This is a genomic window from Sungkyunkwania multivorans (genome assembly GCF_042675645.1).
Lineage (GTDB): Bacteria > Bacteroidota > Bacteroidia > Flavobacteriales > Flavobacteriaceae > Sungkyunkwania > Sungkyunkwania multivorans.
This window is the reverse complement of the sequence record NZ_JBHTJH010000003.1, coordinates 114,484-138,269: the sequence shown is the minus strand read 5'-3', so window position 1 is coordinate 138,269 and position 23,786 is coordinate 114,484. Positions and strand designations below refer to the sequence as shown.

Below are 23,786 nucleotides of genomic sequence, written 5' to 3'. Positions count from 1 at the left end.
TTTCGCTAGCCAAAAATGGCAAAAGCTATGGCCAATAGGCCTACAATTACACAATAAATTGCAAAATAGGTAAGCTTGCTGTTTTTGACCAGAGCGATCATCCATTTACAGGCAAAGAGTCCAGACAAGAAAGCAGCTATAAAACCCAGCGACAGTGGTAACATCTGTTGACTGTCAAAAGAGAGCTCACCTCCAAGAATATCCTTGGCGATGGCACCAAAGATCAGCGGTACGACCATCAAAAAAGAAAAGCGTGCCGCTTTGGACTTGTCGTTTCCTAGCAAGACCGATGTAGAGATCGTAGCGCCACTCCTAGAAATACCTGGTAACATGGCAATCGCTTGAGAAATACCAATGATGACCGCATTCGTATAAGAAACGTTCTTATTGGTATTTTTGGCTTTATCGGCAAAGAATAACAAAACTGCGGTAACAAGAAGCATACAACCTACCAATAAGATATTGCCTCCAAAAAGCGACTCTAATTGTTCTTCAAAGAACAATCCCACAAACACGGCCGGGATCATAGAAAGTATGATCTTTAAGGAGAATTGCGATTGTTCATTCCATTTAAATTGAAAGAGTCCGCCGATGATCTCAAAGACCTCCTTTCTAAATATCACCAGGGTACTGAGCGCTGTAGCAAAATGCAATACCACCGTGAACATCAGACTTTCCTCTGGAATGGAATTGTCGCCTAGAATGGCTTTGCCTAGCTCCAAATGTCCACTTGAGGAAACTGGTAAAAATTCGGTGAGTCCTTGGATGATTCCTAAGATGATGGCGTCGATGATTTCCATAGTTCGGTGAAATTTCAAAATTCAAATGACAAACCCCAAAGAAAAGGAAATGGAATTCGGTGCTCGAGATTTGAATTTTTTAAAGGATTACTTTTTTTTGTCAGGATTCAATAGAATGGCATATACTTCGATACCAAAACCGATCAGTACCAAGGTAGGAGCCAATCGTATACGCTGAAAATTGAAGATGGCAGGATTCCATACATCAGGGTCATCACTGCCGCCACCAGACATAAGGATAAAGCCTAGGGCGATAACCGCCAACCCGATGAACATCCAGGTGTAATTTTTCTTTTTAAAGATAAAATCTGCTTCAGGTTGTTTAGAGATAGTATTTTTTTTATTCTTCATACATTAATTAAGGTTCGATTAATAGTATAGGTCGTCGGTCCTTAAATTTAGGAAACGCTGGGTGGCCAAAAAGGTACTTATCCATGTAATTAGGATTCCAACCACAAAGATACCTGCAAATAATCCAATGACCATGAACTGATCTTCCATAAGATTTAGGTCTGGAAACGTCTTGTTAAGATAATGAAGAACGCCGCCCATTCCGGCCATGGCCACAAAAGACCCAATGATGCCGAGACGAACGCTTTTCCATATAAAGGGTCGTCGAATAAATCGCTTGGTAGCACCTACCATCTGCATGGTCTTGATAATAAAGCGTCGCGCATAGATCGATAGTCTAATGGAACTGTTGATCAACAACATCGCGATCACTGTAAAAGCACCACTGATGATCAAGACCCAGAGGCTTATTTTTTTAATATTGTCATTCAGTAACGCGATCAAGGGTTTGTCATAAGCAACATCATCAACAAAATTTTTGGCTTTAAGATCTTCAGCAATATTGGCGATAGAATCGGCATCGACAAAATCGGCCTTAAGATAGACGTCGATAGAATTTTGAAGTGGATTATAGCCAAGAAACTCCATGAAGTTTTCACCGATTTCTTCACTATGGGCTTCTGCCGCATCTTCTTTTGACACAAAGGTTGCCGATTTGGTATAGTCAGACAAGGCAAGACTTTTTTCTAGCTGCTTTATCTCAACTTCTTTAGCATTCTCTTTGAGATAAACGGTCATTGCGATCTGTTCTTTAAAATGATCGGCAACTTTCTTCGTATTCAAAACCAGTAAGCCTAAGGTGCCCAGCAAAAAAAGGACAAGTGCAATACTAAGCACCACCGAAAAGTAAGAAGAGATCAAACGTCGTTTTTGGTACCTTTCAAAAGAAGAGCTCATACGATTCTTAGAAGTTTGGGTAAAAATAGTAAACTAAATAGACAACGTGCAATTTTAAGAAATATTTGGGCCTTTCGTTGAAAATGTCACCCTTGAAACGATCATTTTCAAGAACGAGGCAATGGAACGAACATGGGCAAAAAAATACGCTAAGCGGACCTTTTATTTGCATATTACAGTTTTACGGGCTTTCTTTATCTTCGGTTGGCATGCTATTTGTTCAACCGTACCAAATTTTAACCATAAAAGAAACATTATGAAAAAAGTATTTTTTTTAATGGCTATCTCCATGTTAGGACTTAGCTCTGCAAACGCTCAAGACATAGATGTCGGTATCAAAGGCGGACTCAACTTTGCCAATATCAGTGGGGATGGGATCGATGCAGATAGCCGTACGGGCTTCCATGCTGGACTTACCCTAGAGGTCAGTCTGTTGAAGACCTTTGCGCTTCAGCCAGAACTGCTCTATTCTACCCAGGGTGCGAAATCTGGAAATGAAGAGTTTAAATTGGATTACATTTCCATTCCTATTCTCGCCAAGTATTATATTGTGCCTAGTCTGCTTAGTATTGATGTAGGTCCGCAGTTTTCCTTTTTGATCAATGATAATGCAGATGAGTTTCTGGGAGCTGTTACCGAAGCCGATACCAGTTCGTTCGATCTTGGCGCAGCTTTCGGATTAGGGGCAAAAACACCATTCGGACTATTTGCTCAAGCTAGGTACGTGCTAGGGATTACCACAGTGAGTGAAAATCCGGATGTAAACAACAATGTTTTTCAGCTTTCCGTAGGATATAATTTCTAAGTAGTCAAAACAAGAACACAAAAGACAGAAACGGGGCCTATGCCCCGTTTTTTTGTGGGTCAATTAAACTTTTCTCTTTTACCCATTAGCTGTACCTTTGCCACTTCAATTTAAAGGTGATGAAGTACAACTTTAACGAGATAGAGGCCAAATGGCAGAAATATTGGGCAAAGAACCAAACGTTCAAAGCTGAAAACCATTCAGATAAGCCAAAATACTATGTTTTAGACATGTTTCCCTATCCTTCTGGAGCCGGGTTGCATGTTGGGCATCCCTTAGGGTATATTGCCAGTGATATCTACGCCCGATATAAGCGCCACAAGGGATTCAATGTTTTGCATCCTCAAGGCTATGATAGCTTTGGCTTACCCGCAGAGCAATATGCTATTCAAACCGGACAGCATCCAGCCATCACCACGGAGACCAATATCAAAAGATATAGAGAACAGTTGGACCAGATAGGGTTTTCCTTCGATTGGAGTCGTGAGGTTAGGACCTCAGATCCTAAATACTATAAATGGACGCAATGGATATTTATTCAATTGTTTGAATCCTGGTATTGTAATGACCATGATTCCGCATTACCGATAGATGACCTGATCGCCATTTTTGAAAAACTAGGTAATAGAACGGTGAATGCGCTATGCGACGAGACCGTAGAAGAATTTTCTGCCGAAGAATGGAATGCGCTATCCTGGAAAGCACAACAAGAGATCCTTCTAAAATATAGATTGACCTATTTGGCAGAGACCGAAGTAAATTGGTGTCCAGCCTTAGGAACGGTTCTGGCCAATGACGAAATCGTCAATGGTGTTTCGGAAAGGGGAGGCCATCCCGTAATACGCAAAAAAATGACCCAATGGAGCATGCGCATCAGTGCCTACGCACAGCGCCTGTTAGATGGATTGAACAAGATCGATTGGCCACAGCCGTTAAAGGATTCCCAGACCAATTGGATCGGCCGCTCTGAAGGAGCTTCGGTGACGTTTAATGTCCTCCCCCCAGCCCCCTCCGACGGAGGGGAAGCAGATTCAAAATATTTTTGGACAGCTAAACCTGAGATTGCGGCTATTCTGCTTGAGAGAGCAAAAGAGATGCGTAAAAACCCTACTCCCGCTGAAGCTTCAGTTTGGGAAAAGCTTAGAGGAGGAAAATTAGGAGCCCGTTTTAGAAGGCAGCATCCTATTGATGAATTCATACCGGACTTTGTATGTCTTGGGAAAAAACTCATAATTGAAATTGATGGTAGAATTCATGACCATCAAATTCAAAAAGATAGCGAAAGAGAAGTTGTTTTAAAAGAGAAGTTGGGATATACCATACTTCGATTCACTAATGAGGAAGTCGAAAAAGATATTTCACAAGTAATAGCAAAAATCAAAGAGGTATTGAACTCCCTCTCCATTGGAGAGGGCAGGGGAGAGGACAAAATAGACGTCTTCACCACACGTCCCGATACGATATTCGGAGTGTCCTTTATGACCTTGGCGCCCGAACACGATCTTGTTTCCAAAATCACCACCGCTGGGCAAAAAGCTGCCGTTGATGCGTATGTCGAAGCCACAGCCAAACGCAGTGAACGCGACCGTATGGCCGATGTGAAGACCATCTCCGGGGTATTTACCGGAGCGTATGCAGAACATCCATTCACCAAAGAACCTGTACCCATCTGGATCGGTGATTATGTGTTGGCCAGCTACGGGACTGGGGCAGTAATGGCCGTACCCTGCGGCGACCAGCGCGATTACGATTTCGCAAAGCACTTCAATATTGAAATTCCGAATATTTTTGAAGGCGTGGACATTTCCGAGGAGGCCTTTGCCGATAAGGAAAATACTGTCATAGCCAATTCAGACTTCCTTAATGGGTTGAATTATAAAGAGGCCACCAAAAGGGCCGTAGAAAAACTTGAGGAGATCGGTCAAGGAGAAGGAAAGATAAATTACCGCCTTCGCGATGCGGTCTTCAGCCGTCAACGCTATTGGGGAGAACCCTTCCCAGTATATTATGTGGATGGGATGCCACAGATGATCGAAGCGAAGCATTTACCGATAGAACTTCCCGAGGTGGAGAAGTACCTACCTACAGAAACTGGCGAACCACCTTTGGGCAATGCTACCGTCTGGGCATGGGATACATCAACCAATTCCATCGTGGAAAATGATAAGATCGATCATAAGACCGTCTTTCCATTAGAGTTGAATACCATGCCGGGTTGGGCAGGAAGCTCACAGTATTTTAATCGCTATATGGACCCGCATAATACCGAGGCGATCTTTTCTAAAGAAGCGGTGGACTATTGGCAACAAGTGGATCTTTATATCGGTGGAAGCGAGCACGCCACCGGACATTTATTGTATGCACGTTTTTGGCAGAAGTTTATGTTCGATAAAGGTTTGGTGCCAGTGGACGAGTTTGCTAAAAAACTGATCAATCAGGGGATGATCTTGGGGACGAGCGCTTTTGTTTATAGAATTATGTGGGCGCTTGATTCAGGTCCAATGATTGATACAAAAAAACTACCGACGGTTTTAGTTTCTAATGGAGTAAGAAATAATATAGAATCTTTAAGGTCGAATCTCAACGAAATACTTGCAGCTGTTTATCCAGAGGAGACTGTTACGTTTAGCGAGCAAGCGCTAAAAGATGATTCACGAGTTTTATTCGGACAGATTCATGCAGATGTGTCTCTGGTAAATGCCTCGGACGAACTAGACATTGAAGGATTCAGAAATTGGCTTCCAGAATTTAAAGACGCGATCTTTATTGGAGAAAGTGGCAAAGTCCTCTCCAATGGAGAGGATCTAGGAGAGGACGTCTACAAAGTCGGTCGCGAAGTCGAAAAGATGTCCAAGTCCAAATACAACGTCGTCAACCCGGATGATATCTGCCAAGACTACGGTGCTGACACACTCCGTATGTACGAGATGTTCCTAGGGCCATTAGAACAGGCAAAGCCATGGAATACCGCCGGGATCACCGGGGTGCATTCCTTCCTTAAAAAACTTTGGAAACTCTATATCGGTGAGGGAGGCGTTAACTTTAATGATGCTGCACCGACCAAAGACAATCTGAAGACCTTGCACAAGACCATCAAAAAGGTAGAGGAAGATATTGAGAACTTCAGTTTCAACACTTCGGTATCCACCTTTATGATCTGTGTGAATGAACTTACAGCGCAGAAGTGCACTTCTAAAGAAATTTTAGAGCCCTTGGCCATTTTGATCTCACCCTATGCGCCACACATTGCAGAGGAGCTTTGGGAAAGATTGGGCCATAGCAAGTCGATCGCTACAGCACCTTTCCCACAATTTGATGAGAAGTATTTGGTGGAAAGCAGCAAGGAATACCCCATCTCCTTCAATGGGAAAATGCGCTTTAAGCTCGAATTACCATTGGACATGAGCAAAGAAGAAATTGAAAAAGCAGTGATGGCTCACGAAAAGACACAGGCGCAACTTCAAGGGCGTCAGCCGAAAAAGGTGATCGTAGTGCCAGGTAAGATTGTCAATGTAGTAGGTTAGTGGAATAGAACATGGATTTTATTCCTTCCCTTGACAAGGGAACCTGCCTGCCGGCAAAGGCAGGGGTGCCCGAAGGACGGAAGGGTTTTGCTCTCCGCAATTCCTAGAACTGCTTCTAAACTACACTGCTCGATACAACTTTTGCCTTGCAAAAGCCACTCGAAGTGACATTGAAAGTGACAAAACTTCAGTAAAAAAACGGCCTCGCCATTTCGGCGAGGTTTTTGCTTTTATTGTTGTAAATTTATATTTCAACTAAAGAAAAAGAAAATTATGTTTGGATTTGATATGGGCTATATTCTTATTGCCGTGGTCTTTGGAGGAGTAAGCATGCTGGTGAGTGCTCGTTTAAAGAGTAAGTTCAAGAAATATTCGAAGGTGCATCTTAGAAATGGGATGAGTGGTGCAGAGATCGCAGAGAAGATGTTGGCCGACCATGGTATCTATGATGTACAGGTCGTTTCTACACCAGGGATGTTATCCGATCACTATAATCCTTTGAAGAAGACCGTAAATCTTAGTGAAGGTGTATACTCTCAGCGAAATGCAGCGGCTGCGGCTGTGGCTGCGCACGAAGTTGGTCATGCGGTACAACATGCCAAAGGCTACGAATGGTTGCAGATGCGCTCTAAGTTAGTACCTGTGGTAAGCATAGGCTCCAAGTTTTCAATTTGGGCAATTATTGGCGGTTTGTTCTTGATGCAGACCACACCTCTTGGTGGCACCATCGCTTGGGTAGGAGTAGGGCTTTATGGGCTAACTACCTTGTTCAGCTTTATCACGCTACCGGTCGAGTACGATGCCAGCAATAGAGCCTTGGCTTGGTTGAAGTCCAAGAATATGGTAAGTCAACAAGAGTATGCAGGTTCTGAGGACGCTTTGAAATGGGCGGCACGGACCTATGTGGTAGCAGCTATTGGTTCTTTGGCGACCCTGATCTATTTTGCGATGAGAGTGGCTGGAGCAAGTAGAGACTAATTATAAATGATAAATAAAATATTGAGAAAAGCGCGAAGAGGTTCGCGCTTTTTTATATGCTTATCTGTCTATCGATCTGCTGATTCAACGAGATGAAGGTTTCTGTCCTTGAGACACCTTCGATGTGTTGTATCTTTTTATTTAACACATTCATCAAATGTTCGTTATCCTTACATAAGATCTTGATAAGGATGGACCAATTACCCGTAGTATAATGGCATTCCAGCACTTCAGGAATTTTTTGAAGCTCTTTTACTGCCTTTGGATTGCTCATGGCCTTGTCTAGAAAGATACCGATAAAGGCCATGGTCGAATATCCAAGTACCTTAGGATTAACGATGAACTTAGAACCTGAGATAAGCCCTGAGGCTTCTAGCTTACGCAGGCGTTGGTGAATTGCCGCACCAGAAATACCCACCTTTCGCGCGATCTCAAGAATTGGCTTTCGGGCATCTTCCATAAGATTACGTAAGATCTCCTTATCGATACCATCAATTTCAACAATATTATTGGTAATTTTCATACTTAGACTTCAAATTGAAGTTAAAAGTACAAATTAAGTGTCAAACATGTATATGAAAATCCTCTTTGTATTTCGATTCAGAAGTTCATCCACCGACATTATCAGGATTGTATCCCAGATAGGGGACTTCTACCTCGTTAAAAGCTATACCAAACTCCTTCAATTCTTTAAGGATCGGTTCGTATATCTCTTTGGAGATGGGAATTTGTACTCCTGGAGTGGTGATCTCTCCATTTAGTATTTTAAGAGTAGCAATGGCAGTAGGCAGGCCAACGGTCTTGGCCATTGCAGTATAGGTCTGATCGTCTCCAATGACCACCATATTCGCATCGATCTGTTTTTTTATGCCATCCATTTCAAACCCGAATTTATGGTACATCACGATCATGTCCTTATCATTTTCATCAAGGGTCCAACTGTCTTCCAAGATCTTTTGCAAGATCTGTGCAGGAGTGGCATTCTTAAGTTCTACTTTCTTCTGGGCATTAAATAGGTCCAATTCTTCAAGTTTTCCCCACATAATGTCGTCCTGGTCGATCTTTAGATAATGGCGAAGCTTTAGTTCCACGGAATCCGAAGGGCTATAGGGTAAGAACGAGTTGATGAAATCGCGATAGCTCATATTCTCAGAGTCTTCCAAAGTATAGCTGTCGTCGGTCATCCCTAGTAGTACGAACATATGCCAAGCACGCGAAAACCCAACACGCCTGATAGTACCTCGATATAGGGTGAGCACGTCATCGAGTCCGTAGGCCGATCGATAATCTAAAGAATCGCGATTAGCATAGGCCTCGAACCTTCCATAGCCTTCGATGTTCAAAAATTCTGTTCTTCTAAAGAGTCGGTGATAAGGAATGTATTTGTATTTCCCCTCTTGAATGAACTTGGCCGCGCTTCCTTGACCAGCAACGACAACATTTCTTGGGTTCCAAGTAAATTTATAATTCCATAAGTTGGTGTCACTTTCCGGAGCTACCAAACCTCCTGTGAAGGATTCAAAAAGAATCATTTTTCCACCGTTATCTCGGATACGATCAATGACCTGCATGGCGCTCATGTGGTCGATTCCTGGATCCACCCCGATTTCGTTCATAAAGATCAGTCCTCTTTCCTTCGCATCACTATCGAGCGCTCTCATCTCTTCGCTGACATAGGAGGCGGTAACCATATGTTTTTTAAAGGTGATACAGTCCCTGGCCACCTCGATATGAAATCTTGCAGGGAGCATCGATATGACTATATCTGCCTTTTGTATGGCTTTTTTTCGCTCCTCGGCTTTAAAAATGTCCAAAGCCATGGCAGTGGCGTTGTTATGATCAGTAACTTTGCTCTTGGCTAAAGCGAGGGAAACATCAGCGACTGTTATATGGAGACGTTCAACTTGAGATTTGTCTAGTAAATATTTTATCAAGGATGAAGCAGAACGGCCTGCACCGATTACCAATATGTTTCTCATAGCAAAAGCAAGGTTTTATAAATATCACACGAATGTAATTAAATGTTACATTTATAAAAAATCATTTTAACGAAAATCGATGAATAAAAGAATACTCTTGAGCGGGGCTGTTTTTGGACTTTTGGCCGTGGTCTTTGGTGCTTTTGGAGCGCATGGTTTGAAAGGCCTGTTGGCCGCTGATACCCTTAATTCTTTTGAAACAGGAGTCAAGTATCAAATGTACCATTCCTTGGTGCTTCTTTTCTTAGGAAGTTTTGATAGAATTTCTCAAGACAAGAAACGCTTGCTCTATTATCTGTTCTTGATAGGTATTTTGTTATTTTCTGGATCGATCTATTTTTTGACGATCGATGAACTATTGGGAGTGGATTTGCGTATAATAGCTTTTTTAACACCAATAGGTGGTACATTGTTGATCATCGCTTGGATATTGTTAGGAATTCGTTTTTTTAAGTTAAAAAATGACAATTAAATAACCGTCTATAACGTTTTCGTTAAATAATTTTTAGCTTTGTATCCATAGAACAACACAAATTTAACATCGTTTTTATGGAGGCAAACACGAAAACCTCGAAAACGATTTCGTTAGAAAATTACGGAATCACTGGTGCCACCGTGCACTACAACCTATCTCCCTCAGCATTACACAGAATCACCATCGAAAAAGGACAAGGCGTTGAAGCCAGTTCTGGAGCTTTGGCTGTCAATACGGGCGAATTCACTGGGCGCTCTCCCAAGGATCGTTTTATCGTTAAAGATGATATCACCAAAGACGAGATCTGGTGGGGAGATATCAATATTCCTTTTGAAAGTGATAAGTTCGATGCTTTATATGATAAAGTGGTAGATTATCTTTCTGGAAAAGAGATCTTTGCCAGAGACTGTTATGCCTGTGCGGATGCCAATTACAAGACAAACATTCGGGTGATCAATGAATACCCTTGGTCAAATATGTTTGTTTATAATATGTTTTTACGACCTTCAGAAGCGGAATTGGAGAATTTTGAACCAGAATGGACGGTTGTCAATGCCCCTGGTTTTATGGCGGATGCCGAAGTAGATGGCACAAGACAGCATAACTTCGCGATCTTAAACTTTACAAAGAAGATTGCCTTGGTCGGTGGAACTGGCTATACAGGAGAAATAAAGAAAGGTATTTTTTCCGCTTTAAACTTCATCTTGCCTGTTGAAAAGAATACCTTACCTATGCATTGTTCCGCTAATTTGGGCAAGGATGGTGATACCGCCATCTTTTTTGGGCTTTCTGGAACGGGGAAGACAACGCTATCGGCAGATCCCAAAAGAAAATTGATCGGAGACGACGAACACGGCTGGACGAACGAGAATACTGTTTTCAATTTTGAAGGTGGATGCTATGCCAAGGCCATCAACCTTACAGAGGAAAGTGAGCCAGAGATCTTTCATGCTATCAAAAAAGGAGCGATCCTCGAGAATGTGATCATGGATGAAAACGGGGTCGTTGATTTTACCGATACGAGCATCACACAAAATACTCGGGTCAGCTACCCTATCTACCATATCGATAACATTCAAGTGCCTTCAATAGGTCGAAACCCAAAGAATATTTTCTTTTTGACAGCTGATGCCTTTGGTGTTTTGCCTCCGATATCGAAGCTAACACCGGCTCAGGCGGCCTATCATTTCATTTCTGGATATACAGCTAAAGTTGCCGGAACGGAAGCTGGAGTCGAAGAGCCTCAACCTTCATTCTCTGCATGTTTCGGGGCGCCTTTTATGCCCTTACATCCCGCACGCTATGCAGAAATGTTGAGTAAAAAGATGCAAGAAGCCGGAGTGAATGTTTGGTTGGTGAACACCGGATGGACAGGAGGTCCCTACGGTGTAGGAACTAGGATCAAGTTAAAGTATACACGTGCTATGATACAAGCGGTGCTCAATGGAGAATTTGGCCTTTACAATTATGACGATTATCATATCCATTCGGTATTTGGTGTGGCACAACCCAGAAAGTGTCCTGGCGTGCCAGATACTGTACTAAGTCCTAGGGCCACATGGAATGATGATGAGGCATACTATAAAATGGCTTTTAAACTAACCAATGCTTTTAGAGAGAACTTTAAAAAGTTCGAATCTGACGCTAGCGAAGAGGTTAGACGAGGTGGCCCTCAGCGCTATGCTTTCTAATTAGAAACAAAAGATAGAATAAGAAGGCCTGAAAGAATCAACTTTCAGGCCTTTTTTATAGTTACCTCTCTTAGGATTACTTTTTATTCGCCTTGGTGATATATTTGTCCAACGCCATGGTCATAGAAGGTGTTTCCGGTGTCGGTGCCTGTATATCTACTCGTAGGCCCTCGGCCTCAGCCGCTTTTACGGTAGTATTGCCAAAGACCGCAATGCGCGTGTCGTTCTGCTTGAAGTCCGGGAAATTCTTGAATAGGGATTCGATTCCAGATGGACTAAAGAATACCAAAATGTCGTAGTATACATCTCTAAGATCCGACAGATCGCTCACCACAGTTCTATAGAAGATTCCGCGTACCCATTTCACTTTTAGTTCGTTCAACGTATTTGGAATTTCTGGCTTTAGAACGTCCGAAGAAGGCAATAAGAATTCCTCATCCTTGTATTTTTTGATAATGGTTGCCAGTTCTTCGAAAGTACGTTTACCAACATAGATCTTCCGCTTGCGATACACAACATATTTCTGTAGATAATAGGCAACAGCCTCTGACTGACAAAAATACTTCATGCTATCCGGCACTTTGAAACGCATCTCTTCGGCAAGTCTAAAATAGTGGTCAACGGCGTTACGGCTCGTTAAGACGATAGCAGTAAATTTTGACAGATCGATCTTTTGCTGTCTTATGTCCTTGGCGGTAAGTCCCTCTACATGTATGAAAGGTCTAAAATCTATTTTTACCTTTTGTTTCTCTATAAGTTGTAAGTAGGGGGAATTTTCTACTTTTGGTTCTGGTTGAGAAACCAAAATTGTCTTAACCTTCATATATGAAATAATTTAAAAGTATCTATTTGAAACAAGTTTATACACGATCAAATAGGGTGCTATTTCAAAGGCGCAAAGATACAAAATAAAATAAAAGAAGTGCTTGCTAATTAAGTTTTGATGATTTTTGAGAACTATGTAGAAAGAAATGCAATTTAGTAGCCCAAATAGGACAATAGTTACGAAAAAGAATGTCTTTTGACCGAAAGGGGCATAAGTCGTCAATAATAGCAGAGGTAGAATATATTGGGCGATCAGATTTCTATAGCTAAGCTTCTGAAAGTTATATTGGTCCAAAATACCTTCAAACTCAAAAGTGACTGCAACGATCTTCTCTAAAAGATACTTGAGACCAACAAAGGCCGTCAAAAATGTGGTTACCTGTATGAAAAGAGTCGCGTCAGAGGAACGTACTTCTAATTGATACAGCGCAAGCACGATCAGCGCAGAGAACGACAAGACCTGCACGACGAACAATAGAATGTTAAATCGGGCGGGGATGGGGTTCTTATCCTTGCCATATAGCAACAGATACTTATTGGAAGTTGGCAAGGTGTGGAAATGAATGAAGCGGAATGGAAAAAGGGCCTTTGAGGTAACGATAAGCAATAGACAGGTCATAAAAATTATGGTCATCCAATCATCAGTCGCGATATGTCGAAGATGATACGTCATTGCTCGTCTATTGCAATTCTGCGTCCTTGAAAACCTGGCGGGATACCATATTCGGATAGTGCAACTCTGAAAAATTTGATCTTTTCATATTTCTCGTCGATCTCCGATGCTGGCCTTCGATCCTCTTCTTTCTTTTTCAGTTCGTTGGCCATTTCGATGCGTTTCAATTCTGACGGGGTCTTTAAAGAAAAATGGAGCCTTAGCGTTTCATTGGGTCCTATGATGATGCTTTCACCATTCTTCATCTCCTCTGGGATAAAGGTGAAACCAGCGGCTATCTTGTTGTTTTCGAACAAGTAAAAACCGTGAAAGATGATTTCTTCTCTCAGATCGATCGCCTCGTTATACGGATTGAAAATTTCCAAAGGAATTCGATCAGCAGTATTTGGAGACAATACCTCAAGAGGAATCACACATCGTAACTTTCTGTACGAATGAAATTCGTCGATGATCTTTCCCTTCAATGTCCGCTGCTTATAGGCAGAAAATGTTTTCATGTCGTAAGGTCTGCTGCCTTTGTGAACATAAACCACTTTTTTTCCCTGCATCTTCATTTCGGTACTATCAAGGTCGTACTGGCTCTTTCTATAAAAGATGTTATTGGCCGAATAAGTGTCGACACCTGCATAGAAGGCATACATGCTGGCATCTCTATAGGAATTCTCAAAAACGACCGGCAGCCCTCCAGATTGCTCATAGAGATCGGCCACCCAGGTCTTGTTGCCATGGGCTTCATAGTTGATAGGTAGCAATCCCTCCTTTACCAGCGCTATTCTTGCAAATAGGATAACGGCCAGGTTTACCAAAGCCAACCGAAAGAACCATTTTTGAAAGCGGACATTTTCAATCAAATAATAAAAGCTGATCACCATGAGAGGTACAATGACTTCGATGGTCCATTGTGGTTGGGTGTTTCTCTTGAAGCTGCTGAACAAGAAAAATATCAATGCGGTAAAGACCACATATTTACATCCTTTTTGAAAGCGATCGCGACTTTTAAATTTGAACAAAGCTAGAAAGACAAAGAAAAAGATAAAGCCTCTTGCTCCAAGTTGCCCACCAATATACTCAAAGACCCTACCCGCTTTAAAGTTGGTCTTCGCACGTTCTATGATGTGATATTCCAGCGTATAAAACTCTGTCTCGTAGAGCCACATCAAATGTGGTAGGAACAGGAGCAAGGAAAAAAGGATAGCGACCCAAAATCTGAATTTCAACAACAATTTTGGATGGGAAATTAGAATGCCCAAGATCAAAAGGATCGCATGATATTTGCTATACATCAAGGCCGCCATTGAAAACCCTAATAAGAGCACCCATACCCAAGCATTGGAAGATAAGAATCGTTTGTATGCGTACAAGAACAAGGCCCCAAAGAAGATGAGCGGCGTGTCCGGTAACATAAAGAACCCATACACATTGAACAATGGCAAGGCCACGGCAATGGCACAAAAGAGTAGGATATTTTCATCTCTTTTTGGAGAATCTATCAACAGCCAGGTAAGGTAGATAGAGCCAGCGAAAAGAAACGGGGCAAAGAATCGGACACCGAGCTCTCCGCCAAAGATCAGGCCACTGATCTTAATGAAAAGCGCCATCATCGGCGGATGGTCAAAGTAGCCCCAGTCGAGGTTCTGTGCAAAATACCAATAATAGGCTTCATCAAAGATCAGGTCGGTAAAAAGACCTTGGAGAAGATTGATGATCAGCATGGCCCCAAGAAATATCAGGAGTGTCTTTTTTGGGTTTTCTTTGAATTTTGAAAGCCATTTCATGCGGTTAAAATTAAACAATTTGGTGTTAGTTGAAAGTGTTAAATGCATATTAAAGCAAACATTGTACGGCATTAAGAATTGGAAAGTATTATTTTTGTTTCCGAAAAATCCATATACATGGTTGATAGCTTGGTGATCATACCAACATATAACGAAATCGAAAACATCGATGACATTATAAGAGCTGTATTCTCGCAGGAAAAGGAATTCCATGTGCTTATCGTCGATGATAATAGTCCCGATGGCACAGCAGATAAGGTAACGACACTTCAAAAGGAGTTTCCAGACAGATTATTTTTGGAAAAGAGAGCTGGGAAAAACGGTTTAGGAACTGCTTATATTCACGGTTTCAAATGGGCGTTGGACAGAAGCTATGACTATATCTTTGAAATGGATGCTGATTTCTCACACAATCCCAAAGATCTGGCCCGCCTTTATGATGCTTGTAAAAAAGAAGGAGCCGACATGGCTGTCGGTTCAAGGTACATCAACGGGGTCAATGTCGTCAATTGGGCCATGAGCAGAGTACTCATGTCCTATTTTGCATCCAAATATGTGCGTATCATTACAGGTATCCCCGTACAAGATACTACCGCCGGATTTGTTTGTTACACGAGAAAAGTATTGGAATTCATCAACCTAGATAAGATTCGTTTTGTGGGCTATGCCTTTCAAATCGAGTTGAAGTTCAAAGCTTGGCGCAGCGGCTTTAAGATCAAAGAAGTGTCAGTCATTTTTACCGATCGCAGCAGAGGAAAATCCAAAATGAGTTCGTCCATATTCTCTGAAGCTATTTTTGGGGTCATAGGAATGAAATTAAGAAGTATCTTCTCAAAACAGCAAAAGTATCATGGGGAACCATCTCATTAAAAATGCCAAGGTAGTCAACGAAGGGCGTGTAGAGCAATGCGACGTCCTCATCCAAGGAAAATACATCAAGCGCATAGGCACCGACCTAAAGGTCGATGATGATATACAGGAAATCTATGCTAACGGAAAGTATCTCGTACCCGGAGCAATCGATGATCAAGTACATTTTCGGGAGCCTGGGCTAACGCATAAGGCCACCATAGCCACCGAGTCTAGGGCTGCTGTGGCTGGCGGAATCACCTCTTTTATCGAAATGCCCAATACCAATCCACAGACGGTGACCATCGGTCATTTGGAAGATAAATTTGCCATCGCAGAAAAAACCTCGGCAGCCAACTTTTCCTTTATGTTTGGGGGCACCAACGATAATCTTAAGGAGATCCTTAAGGTGGATAAAAGAAATGTTGCAGGATTGAAGCTTTTCTTGGGATCTTCGACAGGAAATATGTTGGTGGATGATGAGAAGGTGTTGAGAGAAATATTTTCTAAGACCGACCTCTTGATCTCTGTCCATTGCGAAGATGAAGCGACCATCAGAGCAAATACAGCAAAGTATATAGCGCAATATGGAGATGATATCCCGATAAGGTTTCATCCACAGATCAGGAGTGTGGAAGCATGCTACCTGTCATCATCAAGAGCCATCCAATTAGCGAAGGAGACCGGCGCAAGGCTGCATGTTTTTCATCTCTCCACCGCCAAAGAGATGGAATTGTTTAGGAATGACATTCCATTGGAAAAAAAGAAGATCACTGCAGAAGCATGTATTCATCATTTATGGTTCACTGATGCGGATTATGAAGAAAAAGGAACCCATATAAAGTGGAATCCCGCCGTAAAAGGGCAGCAAGATAAAGATGCCTTGTGGGAGGCACTGTTAGATGATCGTATCGATGTGATCGCAACAGACCATGCACCCCACACCTTAGGCGAGAAGGCAAATGTCTACACCAAGGCGCCATCTGGCGGACCCTTGGTCCAGCATGCCATGGTCGCCATGTGGGAGGCGTATCATCAAGGCAAGATAAGTATTGAAAAGATCGTTCAGAAGATGAGCCATAATCCAGCAATTCTTTTCCAGGTGGAGAAAAGAGGATTTATCAGGGAAGGCTATTTTGCTGATCTTGTGCTCATCGATCCCGATGATTCTTGGACAGTTTCCAAGGACAACTTGCTGTACAAATGCGGTTGGTCCCCTTTTGAAGGAACAACATTCCAATCCAAGATAACACATACCTTCATCAATGGGCATTTGGCATACCACAACGGACAACTTAGTGACGAGCTAAAAGGAATGCGCTTAACATTTGATCGATGAGAATACCTTTTTGTTACATATCTGTTCTGCTGATAGTTTTAATTTCCTGTAAGGAAAAAGAAGTGGTGCCTAGACCAGAGAATTTGATTTCAGAGGATAAGATGGAAGATATTCTATTTGATGTTTATTTTTTAAATGCCACGAAGGGTTATAGTGCTGGGACTTTGAGTTCTTGGAAAATAAAACCAGAAGATTTTATTTATGAGAAGTATCAAATAGATAGTCTCTCCTTTGCTCAAAGTAATATTTATTACGCATCTAACCCGCAAAAGTATGCGGCACTATTTAATAAAGTGGAACTGCGCTTCATTGCATTAAAGGATAGCATTGACAAGAAGATGCGAACCTCTAACGAGAAGAGAAAGGAAACAAAAAATAAAACCGAAAGATCACAAAAGATGCGGGAGAAGATCAAAGACAGCACAGAAGAATAGTTGTAATCACTAATCCTTCATTAGTTTCGCGGCGACCTCTTCGATCGTATCGTCTATCGGATTGAAATTGAAATTCAAGGCCTTTGTTATCTTTTCGTTACTGAAATATGTAAGAGACCATGCGGTATGTGTGAGCTGTTTGGTTAATCTTCTCTTTTTACGAAATACAAAATGGCGAAACCAATCCAATCGCCAGGCCAGTTGTATCATCCAATTCTTAAGAGTGATAGATGGAGGTTCGCTGTCGCATTCTACAGCGATCTTTTTACATATACTTTCAAAACTTCGATTCTCTGCCACCAAGATATAACGCTCGTTCTGTTTGTTACTTTCCATGAGCATCAAAAGTGCTTTGCACACATCTTTTACATCCGCATAGCCCGTCACTCCTGGAACTTTGTACTTAAATCCTCTTGCTGCCGCGGTAAAAAGTTGACCACTCGGAGAATCCCAAAACCCTGCGCCTATGATCACTCCGGGATTTACGATGGCCATATTCAATCCCTCTTGGCTTCCTCGCCATACCTCAATTTCTGCTCCGTATTTAGAAATGGCATAACAATCGTTGTCCGCTTCGACGTTCCAGGTAGCTTCTTCGGTGATGAACTGGCCGTCTCGCTTTTCGCCAAGTGCAGCGATAGAGCTTACATAACATAATTTTTCTACCCGCTGAGAAATACTAAGATTTACGATATTGGCAGTGCCCTCGATATTGGTCTTCTTCAATTTATCGTAGTCATTGGGGTCAAAAGAAATCAGTGCGGCGCAATGATAAACTTTCGTTATCCCTTCAAAACAAGGCTTCAGTGAAGGGATATCGGTAATATCGGCTTTCACCCATTCGATAAGGGCAAACAGCTGATCGACATTTTCTGAATAAAATGAAAACACCTCCTTTACCTGTTCTAGCTTCTCTGGATTTCTGTAAGTCGCTCTAACCCTTATATCTTGCTTTGTGAGATCGAGCAATAAATGCGAACCTACTAGTCCTGTGCCTCCAGTTACCAATATCATGCTGCTAAAATATTAAAATAGTTAGGACGAAATCATATTTGCCCCGCTTTTCTAATCCCCAAAAGGGCGAATTGTTATCTTTGCGCTGTTTATTCTTGAAACGCTGTTTTGAAGACCATGGCAGCGACCTGGAATTTAAAAAAGATAGCTGGGCTCCTGCCCGTTCGTTCAGGCGGCAATCTCGTTTTTTTTGCGGAATTTTCAGCTTCGATAGTATCATTTAAAACCTATAAAGATGCCAACAAATTTTGTTGAAGAATTACGGTGGAGAGGGATGTTGCACGACATCATGCCAGATACCGAAGAACAATTGCTAAAAGAATCAACAGCCGGTTATATCGGCTTCGATCCTACTGCCGATTCGCTACATATTGGTAGCTTGGTGCAGATCATGATCCTCATGCACTTTCAGCGAGCCGGACATAAGCCCATCGCATTGGTCGGTGGTGCTACTGGGATGATAGGTGACCCCTCCGGTAAATCTGATGAGCGAAACCTGCTCGACGAGGCCACCTTGGCAAAGAATATCAGTGGTATCAAAACACAGCTAGAGCGTTTCTTGGATTTTGACAGCGAGGAAGAGAATGCAGCAGAATTGGTGAACAATTACGATTGGATGAAAGAATTTTCGCTGATCGATTTTGTACGCGATGTCGGAAAGCATTTGACCGTTAATTATATGATGGCGAAGGATTCTGTGAAGAAGCGTCTTTCTTCCGAATCTAATGTGGGGATGTCTTTTACAGAATTTACCTATCAGCTATTCCAAGGATATGATTTTCTTCACCTATATAATGAGAAGAACTGTAAGCTTCAAATGGGAGGTAGCGATCAATGGGGGAACATCACTACAGGAACAGAATTGATCCGACGGAAATTAGGAGGGAAGGCATACGCCATCACCTGTCCATTGATCACCAAGGCAGATGGCACCAAGTTTGGAAAGACCGAAGGCGGCAATGTTTGGTTAGACAAAGAGCGTACTTCCCCTTATAAGTTCTACCAATATTGGTTAAATGCTTCTGATGAAGATGCCGAAAATTATATCAAGATCTTTACTTTTTTAACAAAGGAAGAGGTCGATGCTTTGATTACAGAACATAAAGAGGCGCCACATTTGCGTGTATTGCAGAAGAAGGTTGCCGAGGAGGTGACCAAGATGGTTCATTCTGAGGAAGATCTGGAAAATGCCATCCGAGCATCCAACATATTATTCGGAAAATCTACCTCCGAAGATTTAAAGAAGTTGGACGAACAGACATTTTTAGATGTTTTTGATGGCGTGCCGCAAGCAGCGGTTTCACGTGAGGAAATTTTAAATGGATTGGACATGATAGGGGCCCTAGCGGCCAAGACAGGTTTCCTAGATTCAAATGGAGCCGCAAGGCGCGAGTTGAAACAGAACTCGATCTCTGTTAATAAAGAAAAGGTAAAGGAGGATCACATCATCACTGAGGAAGATTTGATCAACGACAAATTTGTGCTACTACAACGCGGAAAGAAAAATTACTATTTATTAAGCGTCGAATAGTGTTCAAAATATATTCAGATATCGGTATTCAGAACGGATGAGGTATAGAGGTGTTATCAAAGTGCTTTTCTGTGGATGCTTTCTTTTGCAAGGATGCTATTCATATAAGGTGCTAGAGCATAAAGCTGATGAAGATATCCAGTCGGGAAAGGCATATAGATTCATATTGAAACAGGGAAAGCAGTGGGATGTGCTGGTAGAAGAGGTCATGAACGACACCATCATCGCGAAGACCCGAAATGCGACCCTTGTGAAGTTTCCGATAATTGAGATAGCTGAAATAAAGAGAAAAAGACTTTCGCCTTTTAAAATGATAGGTTTGGGAGCCGTTTTTACGGCTGGAGCTGTCATGATATTCAATGATGATAAGGAAGCGGTTTCACAAGTGATCGATCGTTGATCGCAAATGCTAAAAAAGAAACCCCATCATTTCTATGACGGGGTTCTTTCGGCTAATAACCTTAAAAAACAGTCAAACATGAAAAAATTAGCCTTTTCCTTTTATCTTTTCCCAATTTTTGTCAGCGACTAATTTCAGGCTATCTGGGTTTGCTTTTTGCCAACGCGTCAGGGTATTCATTCCCCAGCTATTATAAAAAAGATAGAGCTTTCCATCTCTGATCTCATAAGTTTTTGGATCGACCTTCACTTTCTTATTCAAAGCGACACCATACGCGCAAAATCCACCATATTCGGGAAGGTATCTTTCAGGCTCAGCAGTAAACTTTTCTAGATTTTCCTTCGAAGAAAATAAAAAGGTAACCTTATTGAACTCTGAACTAAGGGCTTTGTCACCTTCTTTAACGACGCCATCAAAGTAGGATACGATATCATAACCCCCTATCGCATAACCTCTTTTCTGATAGATGTCCGTTTGGCCAAAAGCATAGCCTACGAGCAAGAAGGCAATAATTGAAAATTTCATAGCAAAGGTATTATTTAGATTGGTCGAAATGAAGAGCGTAGCCTTACAATGCGATACCTTGCTATAGCACCATCAGATTGCAACCTCGGATGTCGGCATGGTCAAATCGGCCTACCACCTCAAATTCGCCATCCTCATAGATCTTTCCAAGGTCTTGTGTTGCGATAAAGGAGCAAGAGTTGAAGTTGGCAAGGTCGATCACATTGATGCCACCCGTCTTGTTCGATGGTTGGATGGAGCGCGGATCTTGAGGGTCTCTGATCAATATTTTCATCCATGGGGGGCACTTAAAAATTCCCTCTCCTTTAGAATAGGCCTGGGATAATAGCTCCGTCATTCCATATTCCGAATGTATTTTATCAAGACCAAAACCTTTTTTCAGTAGTTGGTGAAGCTCTGTGCGGATCAACTCCTTTCTTCGCCCTTTCATACCACCTGTTTCCATGACAAAGGTATGTTCTAGTTGAAATTGATACTTTTCAATAAGGTCCAATAATGCAAAGGACACGCCGATGAGCAATATCTTTTTTCTCGAGGCCTCCAATGCGCTGAGTTTTTCATTTAAAGCGGACAAATTGTTGAGGTAGAATCCGCTATCCTTATTTTTGGAACGTTCAATGAGATCTTGAACCATATATATCAACGAAGAACCCTCGCGTTCTAGGTAGGAGGGGAGTAGTGCCAATATCGTATAGTCTTCGACATTGCCATAAAAATGCTCGAACCCTTTCAAATAACTCGTTTCATAGAGTTGTATATCAATTACATGGTGCTTACTCGTGGTATTCCCTGTTGTTCCGCTACTGGTAAAGGTCTTCTGAGTATTTTTTGTTGAAGAGAGAACTTCGCGCGACTTGAAGAATTCTATGGGAAGAAAGGGAATGTCTTCGATCTTACTCACATCGCTTGGGTGAACATACAAGAGGTCACAAAAGGAACGATAAACATCATTGTTTTCGTGCTGATACTTAAAGATATCGAGGGTTAGTCGATTGAATTCCTCATCTGATCGTATGTTAAATATATCGCTCGGATCCATGCATTGCAAAAGTAGCTCAAAAAAAGAAAAGCGCCCTAAAAGGACGCTTTCTCATGATATGTGAATTATATTATTCTACGATCAATTTTCTCGTAGCGGTCTTATTCTCTTCTGTGACTCTAAGAATATAAATTCCAGTGGCGAGCGACCCAATATTCAACCTGTTGTCAGCGATTGAGCTTTCGAGTACTTTCTTGCCAAGAATACTATATACCTGTACTTGCACGTCCAACCCTCTTGTAGTAAAGATGTTCACATATTGTTTTGCAGGGATCGGATAGATGCGAAGTTCACCTGCATCAAAAGATTCATTAGACAAGATACCTCCAACCGAAGCAGGATATACCTGTGGTGTGCCACTAAATTCACCTACCAATACACGGATCGGTGTAGGCCCTGTCGGAATGGTCTGTCCGTCCAGGCCAGCCGCGGCAAATTGTGTTCTTAATGTGGTGGCAGCTCTTGCCGATGGGTCAGAAATACTGTAATTGGTAGAGTTTGCAAAGGTCATTCCGGCATCAGCAAAGGTGACATCCGCTATTTCTACCAAACTAGAGTCGTAATTATTGAAGTTATTCAAAATATCCAAGATCGTCGCAGAAACGGTAACGAGTGGATTTCCTGTAGTTGTTGCAGCACCAGGGTCCTGAGATGGTCTAAATTGAAAAATGTTACCAAACTGAGAAAGTTGTCCAGTGAGACCAGTAATTCCATCTCCAGTATTGTAAGTGGTAGTGATCACTCCAGAAGGATCATCGATGAGAATGGCGCCAGAGGCGTCTGCAATGAAGATCTGGTTCCTCGAGTTTCCTGCTACAAAATTCACAAACACCTCATTGGTCAAGGTAAAATATTGGTCGATAGCACCAGCTCTTACTGCAGCAATGTTCGCGGCAGCCGTGGCAGAAGCTACACTGAAGGAGATGGATTGCGTATCGACAACCATGCTTCCTGAATCAAGAAGATCGGCAGTGACGTTATAGGTTTGTCCATCGGCGGTGGCGATTGGAAAAGGACTAGAAACACCGTTTGTGGTATTTCCGTTTACCGTGACATTCACAGTTTCACCTCCAACCAAGTTCGCCGTCACATATTCCAAATTCACATTCGTCGTGCCTGGAGCGAATACGGTCATATCCGCTGGGTTGGTGATAGTGATGCTCGGAGGAGGAGTTCCTTCAAAGACGGAAATATCATCTAAAAAGAATTGTTCCGCTCCTGCATTGACCAAAACTTGTACTCGGATCTGTAAGGTGCTTCCCGTGATTCCGGCTTGTTGGATGGTCTCTACGGTATTCCAATCAGCACCTCCGGATTCTCCTAAGATGGTATGTGTCGCATCACCTAGGCCATTCCAGTTTTGGATGAGTGTAAAAGGACTTCCATCAATACTATAGGAAACATCATAAAAGTCAAGGGGTTCAAAACCACCAGCATTATTAGAGGCTGTAAGCTGAAAAGTTACAGGACCTGTAGCTCCTGAAATATCAATGGATTCAGATTCCCAGATAACTCCTCCTGTGCCGTCAGTATCCCTAAAACTGAAAACACCCGTTTCGGTCCATGCCCAATCTGAGGTTGCGGTCATGTTTGCGTTGGTAGCATCGAGCGTCCATTTGGTCACACCTGCTGGATAATCTCCAGAGTTGGTAACTCCAGGGCCTTGGATTCCGGTATTGTTCGTGTACGATTCGAAGTCCTCTGTCCAAATTTGCCCAAAAGACAATGTACTTACCATGAGGGTGATAAGCACTAAAAAGTAATTTCGTTTCATTGTTTGATTATTTAGTGTATTAGACTGTATCAAATATACGAAATCTTCGTCGCGTTTTGGACGTCGGGAGAACGATAATCAAGGTATTCTTAACTATTTGGTCACATA

At 42.1% G+C, this 23,786-nt stretch carries 22 protein-coding genes; 10 read left to right on the top strand and 12 right to left on the bottom strand.

Features of this window, described 5'->3' with window-relative positions; translation table 11 throughout:
* Positions 1 to 5: 5 nt before the first annotated feature.
* The 3 genes from ACFQ1M_RS02525 to ACFQ1M_RS02515 all read right to left on the bottom strand — a co-directional run bounded on the left by ACFQ1M_RS02525 (position 6) and on the right by ACFQ1M_RS02515 (position 2,048).
* Complete coding sequence (locus ACFQ1M_RS02525; RefSeq protein ID WP_386403397.1) at positions 6 to 800, bottom strand: undecaprenyl-diphosphate phosphatase; 795 nt, start codon at positions 798 to 800, stop codon at positions 6 to 8.
* Positions 801 to 887: 87 nt separating this feature from the next.
* The gene (locus tag ACFQ1M_RS02520) at positions 888 to 1,151 is read right to left on the bottom strand and encodes a DUF3098 domain-containing protein (RefSeq protein WP_386403394.1); all 264 of its coding nucleotides are present in this window, start codon (positions 1,149 to 1,151) and stop codon (positions 888 to 890) included.
* A gap of 18 nt (positions 1,152 to 1,169) precedes the next feature.
* Positions 1,170 to 2,048 carry a cell division protein FtsX gene (locus ACFQ1M_RS02515; RefSeq protein WP_386403391.1) on the bottom strand — a complete coding sequence of 293 codons (879 nt, stop codon included), beginning with the start codon at positions 2,046 to 2,048 and terminating at the stop codon, positions 1,170 to 1,172.
* Positions 2,049 to 2,304: 256 nt separating this feature from the next.
* Between ACFQ1M_RS02515 and ACFQ1M_RS02510 the strand changes: the two genes are divergently transcribed.
* The 3 genes from ACFQ1M_RS02510 to ACFQ1M_RS02500 all read left to right on the top strand — a co-directional run bounded on the left by ACFQ1M_RS02510 (position 2,305) and on the right by ACFQ1M_RS02500 (position 7,355).
* Positions 2,305 to 2,853 carry a porin family protein gene (locus tag ACFQ1M_RS02510; protein ID WP_386403388.1) on the top strand — a complete coding sequence of 183 codons (549 nt, stop codon included), beginning with the start codon at positions 2,305 to 2,307 and terminating at the stop codon, positions 2,851 to 2,853.
* A gap of 119 nt (positions 2,854 to 2,972) precedes the next feature.
* Complete coding sequence (locus tag ACFQ1M_RS02505) at positions 2,973 to 6,377, top strand: leucine--tRNA ligase (protein ID WP_386403385.1); 3,405 nt, start codon at positions 2,973 to 2,975, stop codon at positions 6,375 to 6,377.
* A gap of 273 nt (positions 6,378 to 6,650) precedes the next feature.
* Positions 6,651 to 7,355 (top strand): zinc metallopeptidase, encoded by a 705-nt coding sequence (locus tag ACFQ1M_RS02500; RefSeq protein WP_386403382.1) that lies wholly within the window; start codon positions 6,651 to 6,653, stop codon positions 7,353 to 7,355.
* Between the two features lie 52 nt (positions 7,356 to 7,407).
* On the opposite strand, the gene ACFQ1M_RS02495 is transcribed toward ACFQ1M_RS02500, so the two are convergent.
* Both ACFQ1M_RS02495 and ACFQ1M_RS02490 read right to left on the bottom strand, forming a co-directional pair.
* Positions 7,408 to 7,878, bottom strand: a complete 471-nt coding sequence (locus ACFQ1M_RS02495; RefSeq protein ID WP_386403380.1) for an Lrp/AsnC ligand binding domain-containing protein — start codon at positions 7,876 to 7,878, stop codon at positions 7,408 to 7,410.
* An 85-nt stretch (positions 7,879 to 7,963) separates the two neighbouring features.
* The gene (locus ACFQ1M_RS02490; protein WP_386403377.1) at positions 7,964 to 9,334 is read right to left on the bottom strand and encodes a saccharopine dehydrogenase family protein; all 1,371 of its coding nucleotides are present in this window, start codon (positions 9,332 to 9,334) and stop codon (positions 7,964 to 7,966) included.
* Between the two features lie 79 nt (positions 9,335 to 9,413).
* Between ACFQ1M_RS02490 and ACFQ1M_RS02485 the strand changes: the two genes are divergently transcribed.
* Positions 9,414 to 9,806: a DUF423 domain-containing protein gene (locus ACFQ1M_RS02485; protein ID WP_386403375.1), complete on the top strand. Its 393-nt coding sequence runs from the start codon at positions 9,414 to 9,416 to the stop codon at positions 9,804 to 9,806.
* A 77-nt stretch (positions 9,807 to 9,883) separates the two neighbouring features.
* Entirely contained in the window at positions 9,884 to 11,500 is a 1,617-nt protein-coding gene (gene pckA / locus ACFQ1M_RS02480) for a phosphoenolpyruvate carboxykinase (ATP) (protein ID WP_386403372.1), read from the top strand.
* 76 nt (positions 11,501 to 11,576) lie between these two features.
* Here pckA and ACFQ1M_RS02475 read toward each other — a convergent pair whose 3' ends face one another.
* The 3 genes from ACFQ1M_RS02475 to ACFQ1M_RS02465 are packed head-to-tail and all read right to left on the bottom strand — an operon-like array spanning position 11,577 to position 14,773.
* Entirely contained in the window at positions 11,577 to 12,323 is a 747-nt protein-coding gene (locus tag ACFQ1M_RS02475) for a uroporphyrinogen-III synthase (protein ID WP_386403369.1), read from the bottom strand.
* 12 nt (positions 12,324 to 12,335) lie between these two features.
* Positions 12,336 to 12,998, bottom strand: coding sequence for a DUF4271 domain-containing protein (locus ACFQ1M_RS02470; RefSeq protein ID WP_386403366.1), 663 nt, complete (start codon positions 12,996 to 12,998; stop codon positions 12,336 to 12,338).
* Positions 12,995 to 14,773: an ArnT family glycosyltransferase gene (locus ACFQ1M_RS02465; protein ID WP_386403363.1), complete on the bottom strand. Its 1,779-nt coding sequence runs from the start codon at positions 14,771 to 14,773 to the stop codon at positions 12,995 to 12,997. Before ACFQ1M_RS02465 ends, ACFQ1M_RS02470 begins: the two co-directional genes overlap by 4 nt.
* A gap of 117 nt (positions 14,774 to 14,890) precedes the next feature.
* Here ACFQ1M_RS02465 and ACFQ1M_RS02460 point away from each other — a divergent pair, with 117 nt between their 5' ends.
* Genes ACFQ1M_RS02460 through ACFQ1M_RS02450 form a run of 3 tightly spaced genes read left to right on the top strand, consistent with a single transcriptional unit; the run spans position 14,891 to position 17,395 of the window.
* Positions 14,891 to 15,643 (top strand): polyprenol monophosphomannose synthase, encoded by a 753-nt coding sequence (locus ACFQ1M_RS02460; protein ID WP_386403359.1) that lies wholly within the window; start codon positions 14,891 to 14,893, stop codon positions 15,641 to 15,643.
* Positions 15,624 to 16,961, top strand: coding sequence for a dihydroorotase (locus tag ACFQ1M_RS02455; protein WP_386403356.1), 1,338 nt, complete (start codon positions 15,624 to 15,626; stop codon positions 16,959 to 16,961). Before ACFQ1M_RS02460 ends, ACFQ1M_RS02455 begins: the two co-directional genes overlap by 20 nt.
* Complete coding sequence (locus ACFQ1M_RS02450; protein WP_386403353.1) at positions 16,958 to 17,395, top strand: DUF4296 domain-containing protein; 438 nt, start codon at positions 16,958 to 16,960, stop codon at positions 17,393 to 17,395. Before ACFQ1M_RS02455 ends, ACFQ1M_RS02450 begins: the two co-directional genes overlap by 4 nt.
* Positions 17,396 to 17,404: 9 nt before the next feature.
* Here the strand turns inward: ACFQ1M_RS02450 and ACFQ1M_RS02445 are convergent, their stop codons facing one another.
* Entirely contained in the window at positions 17,405 to 18,409 is a 1,005-nt protein-coding gene (locus tag ACFQ1M_RS02445) for an NAD-dependent epimerase/dehydratase family protein (RefSeq protein WP_386403350.1), read from the bottom strand.
* Positions 18,410 to 18,644: 235 nt separating this feature from the next.
* Between ACFQ1M_RS02445 and tyrS the strand changes: the two genes are divergently transcribed.
* Positions 18,645 to 19,940: a tyrosine--tRNA ligase gene (gene tyrS, locus ACFQ1M_RS02440; protein ID WP_386403347.1), complete on the top strand. Its 1,296-nt coding sequence runs from the start codon at positions 18,645 to 18,647 to the stop codon at positions 19,938 to 19,940.
* 37 nt (positions 19,941 to 19,977) lie between these two features.
* Positions 19,978 to 20,340 (top strand): hypothetical protein, encoded by a 363-nt coding sequence (locus ACFQ1M_RS02435; RefSeq protein WP_386403344.1) that lies wholly within the window; start codon positions 19,978 to 19,980, stop codon positions 20,338 to 20,340.
* 87 nt (positions 20,341 to 20,427) lie between these two features.
* On the opposite strand, the gene ACFQ1M_RS02430 is transcribed toward ACFQ1M_RS02435, so the two are convergent.
* The 3 genes from ACFQ1M_RS02430 to ACFQ1M_RS02420 form a co-directional block, all read right to left on the bottom strand.
* A complete protein-coding gene (locus tag ACFQ1M_RS02430) occupies positions 20,428 to 20,865 on the bottom strand; it encodes a YHS domain-containing (seleno)protein (RefSeq protein ID WP_386403341.1) in 438 nt (145 codons plus the stop codon).
* Positions 20,866 to 20,926: 61 nt separating this feature from the next.
* Positions 20,927 to 21,904 carry a LuxE/PaaK family acyltransferase gene (locus ACFQ1M_RS02425; protein ID WP_386403338.1) on the bottom strand — a complete coding sequence of 326 codons (978 nt, stop codon included), beginning with the start codon at positions 21,902 to 21,904 and terminating at the stop codon, positions 20,927 to 20,929.
* Positions 21,905 to 21,974: 70 nt separating this feature from the next.
* Positions 21,975 to 23,678 carry a T9SS type A sorting domain-containing protein gene (locus ACFQ1M_RS02420; RefSeq protein WP_386403336.1) on the bottom strand — a complete coding sequence of 568 codons (1,704 nt, stop codon included), beginning with the start codon at positions 23,676 to 23,678 and terminating at the stop codon, positions 21,975 to 21,977.
* Positions 23,679 to 23,786 lie beyond the last annotated feature (108 nt).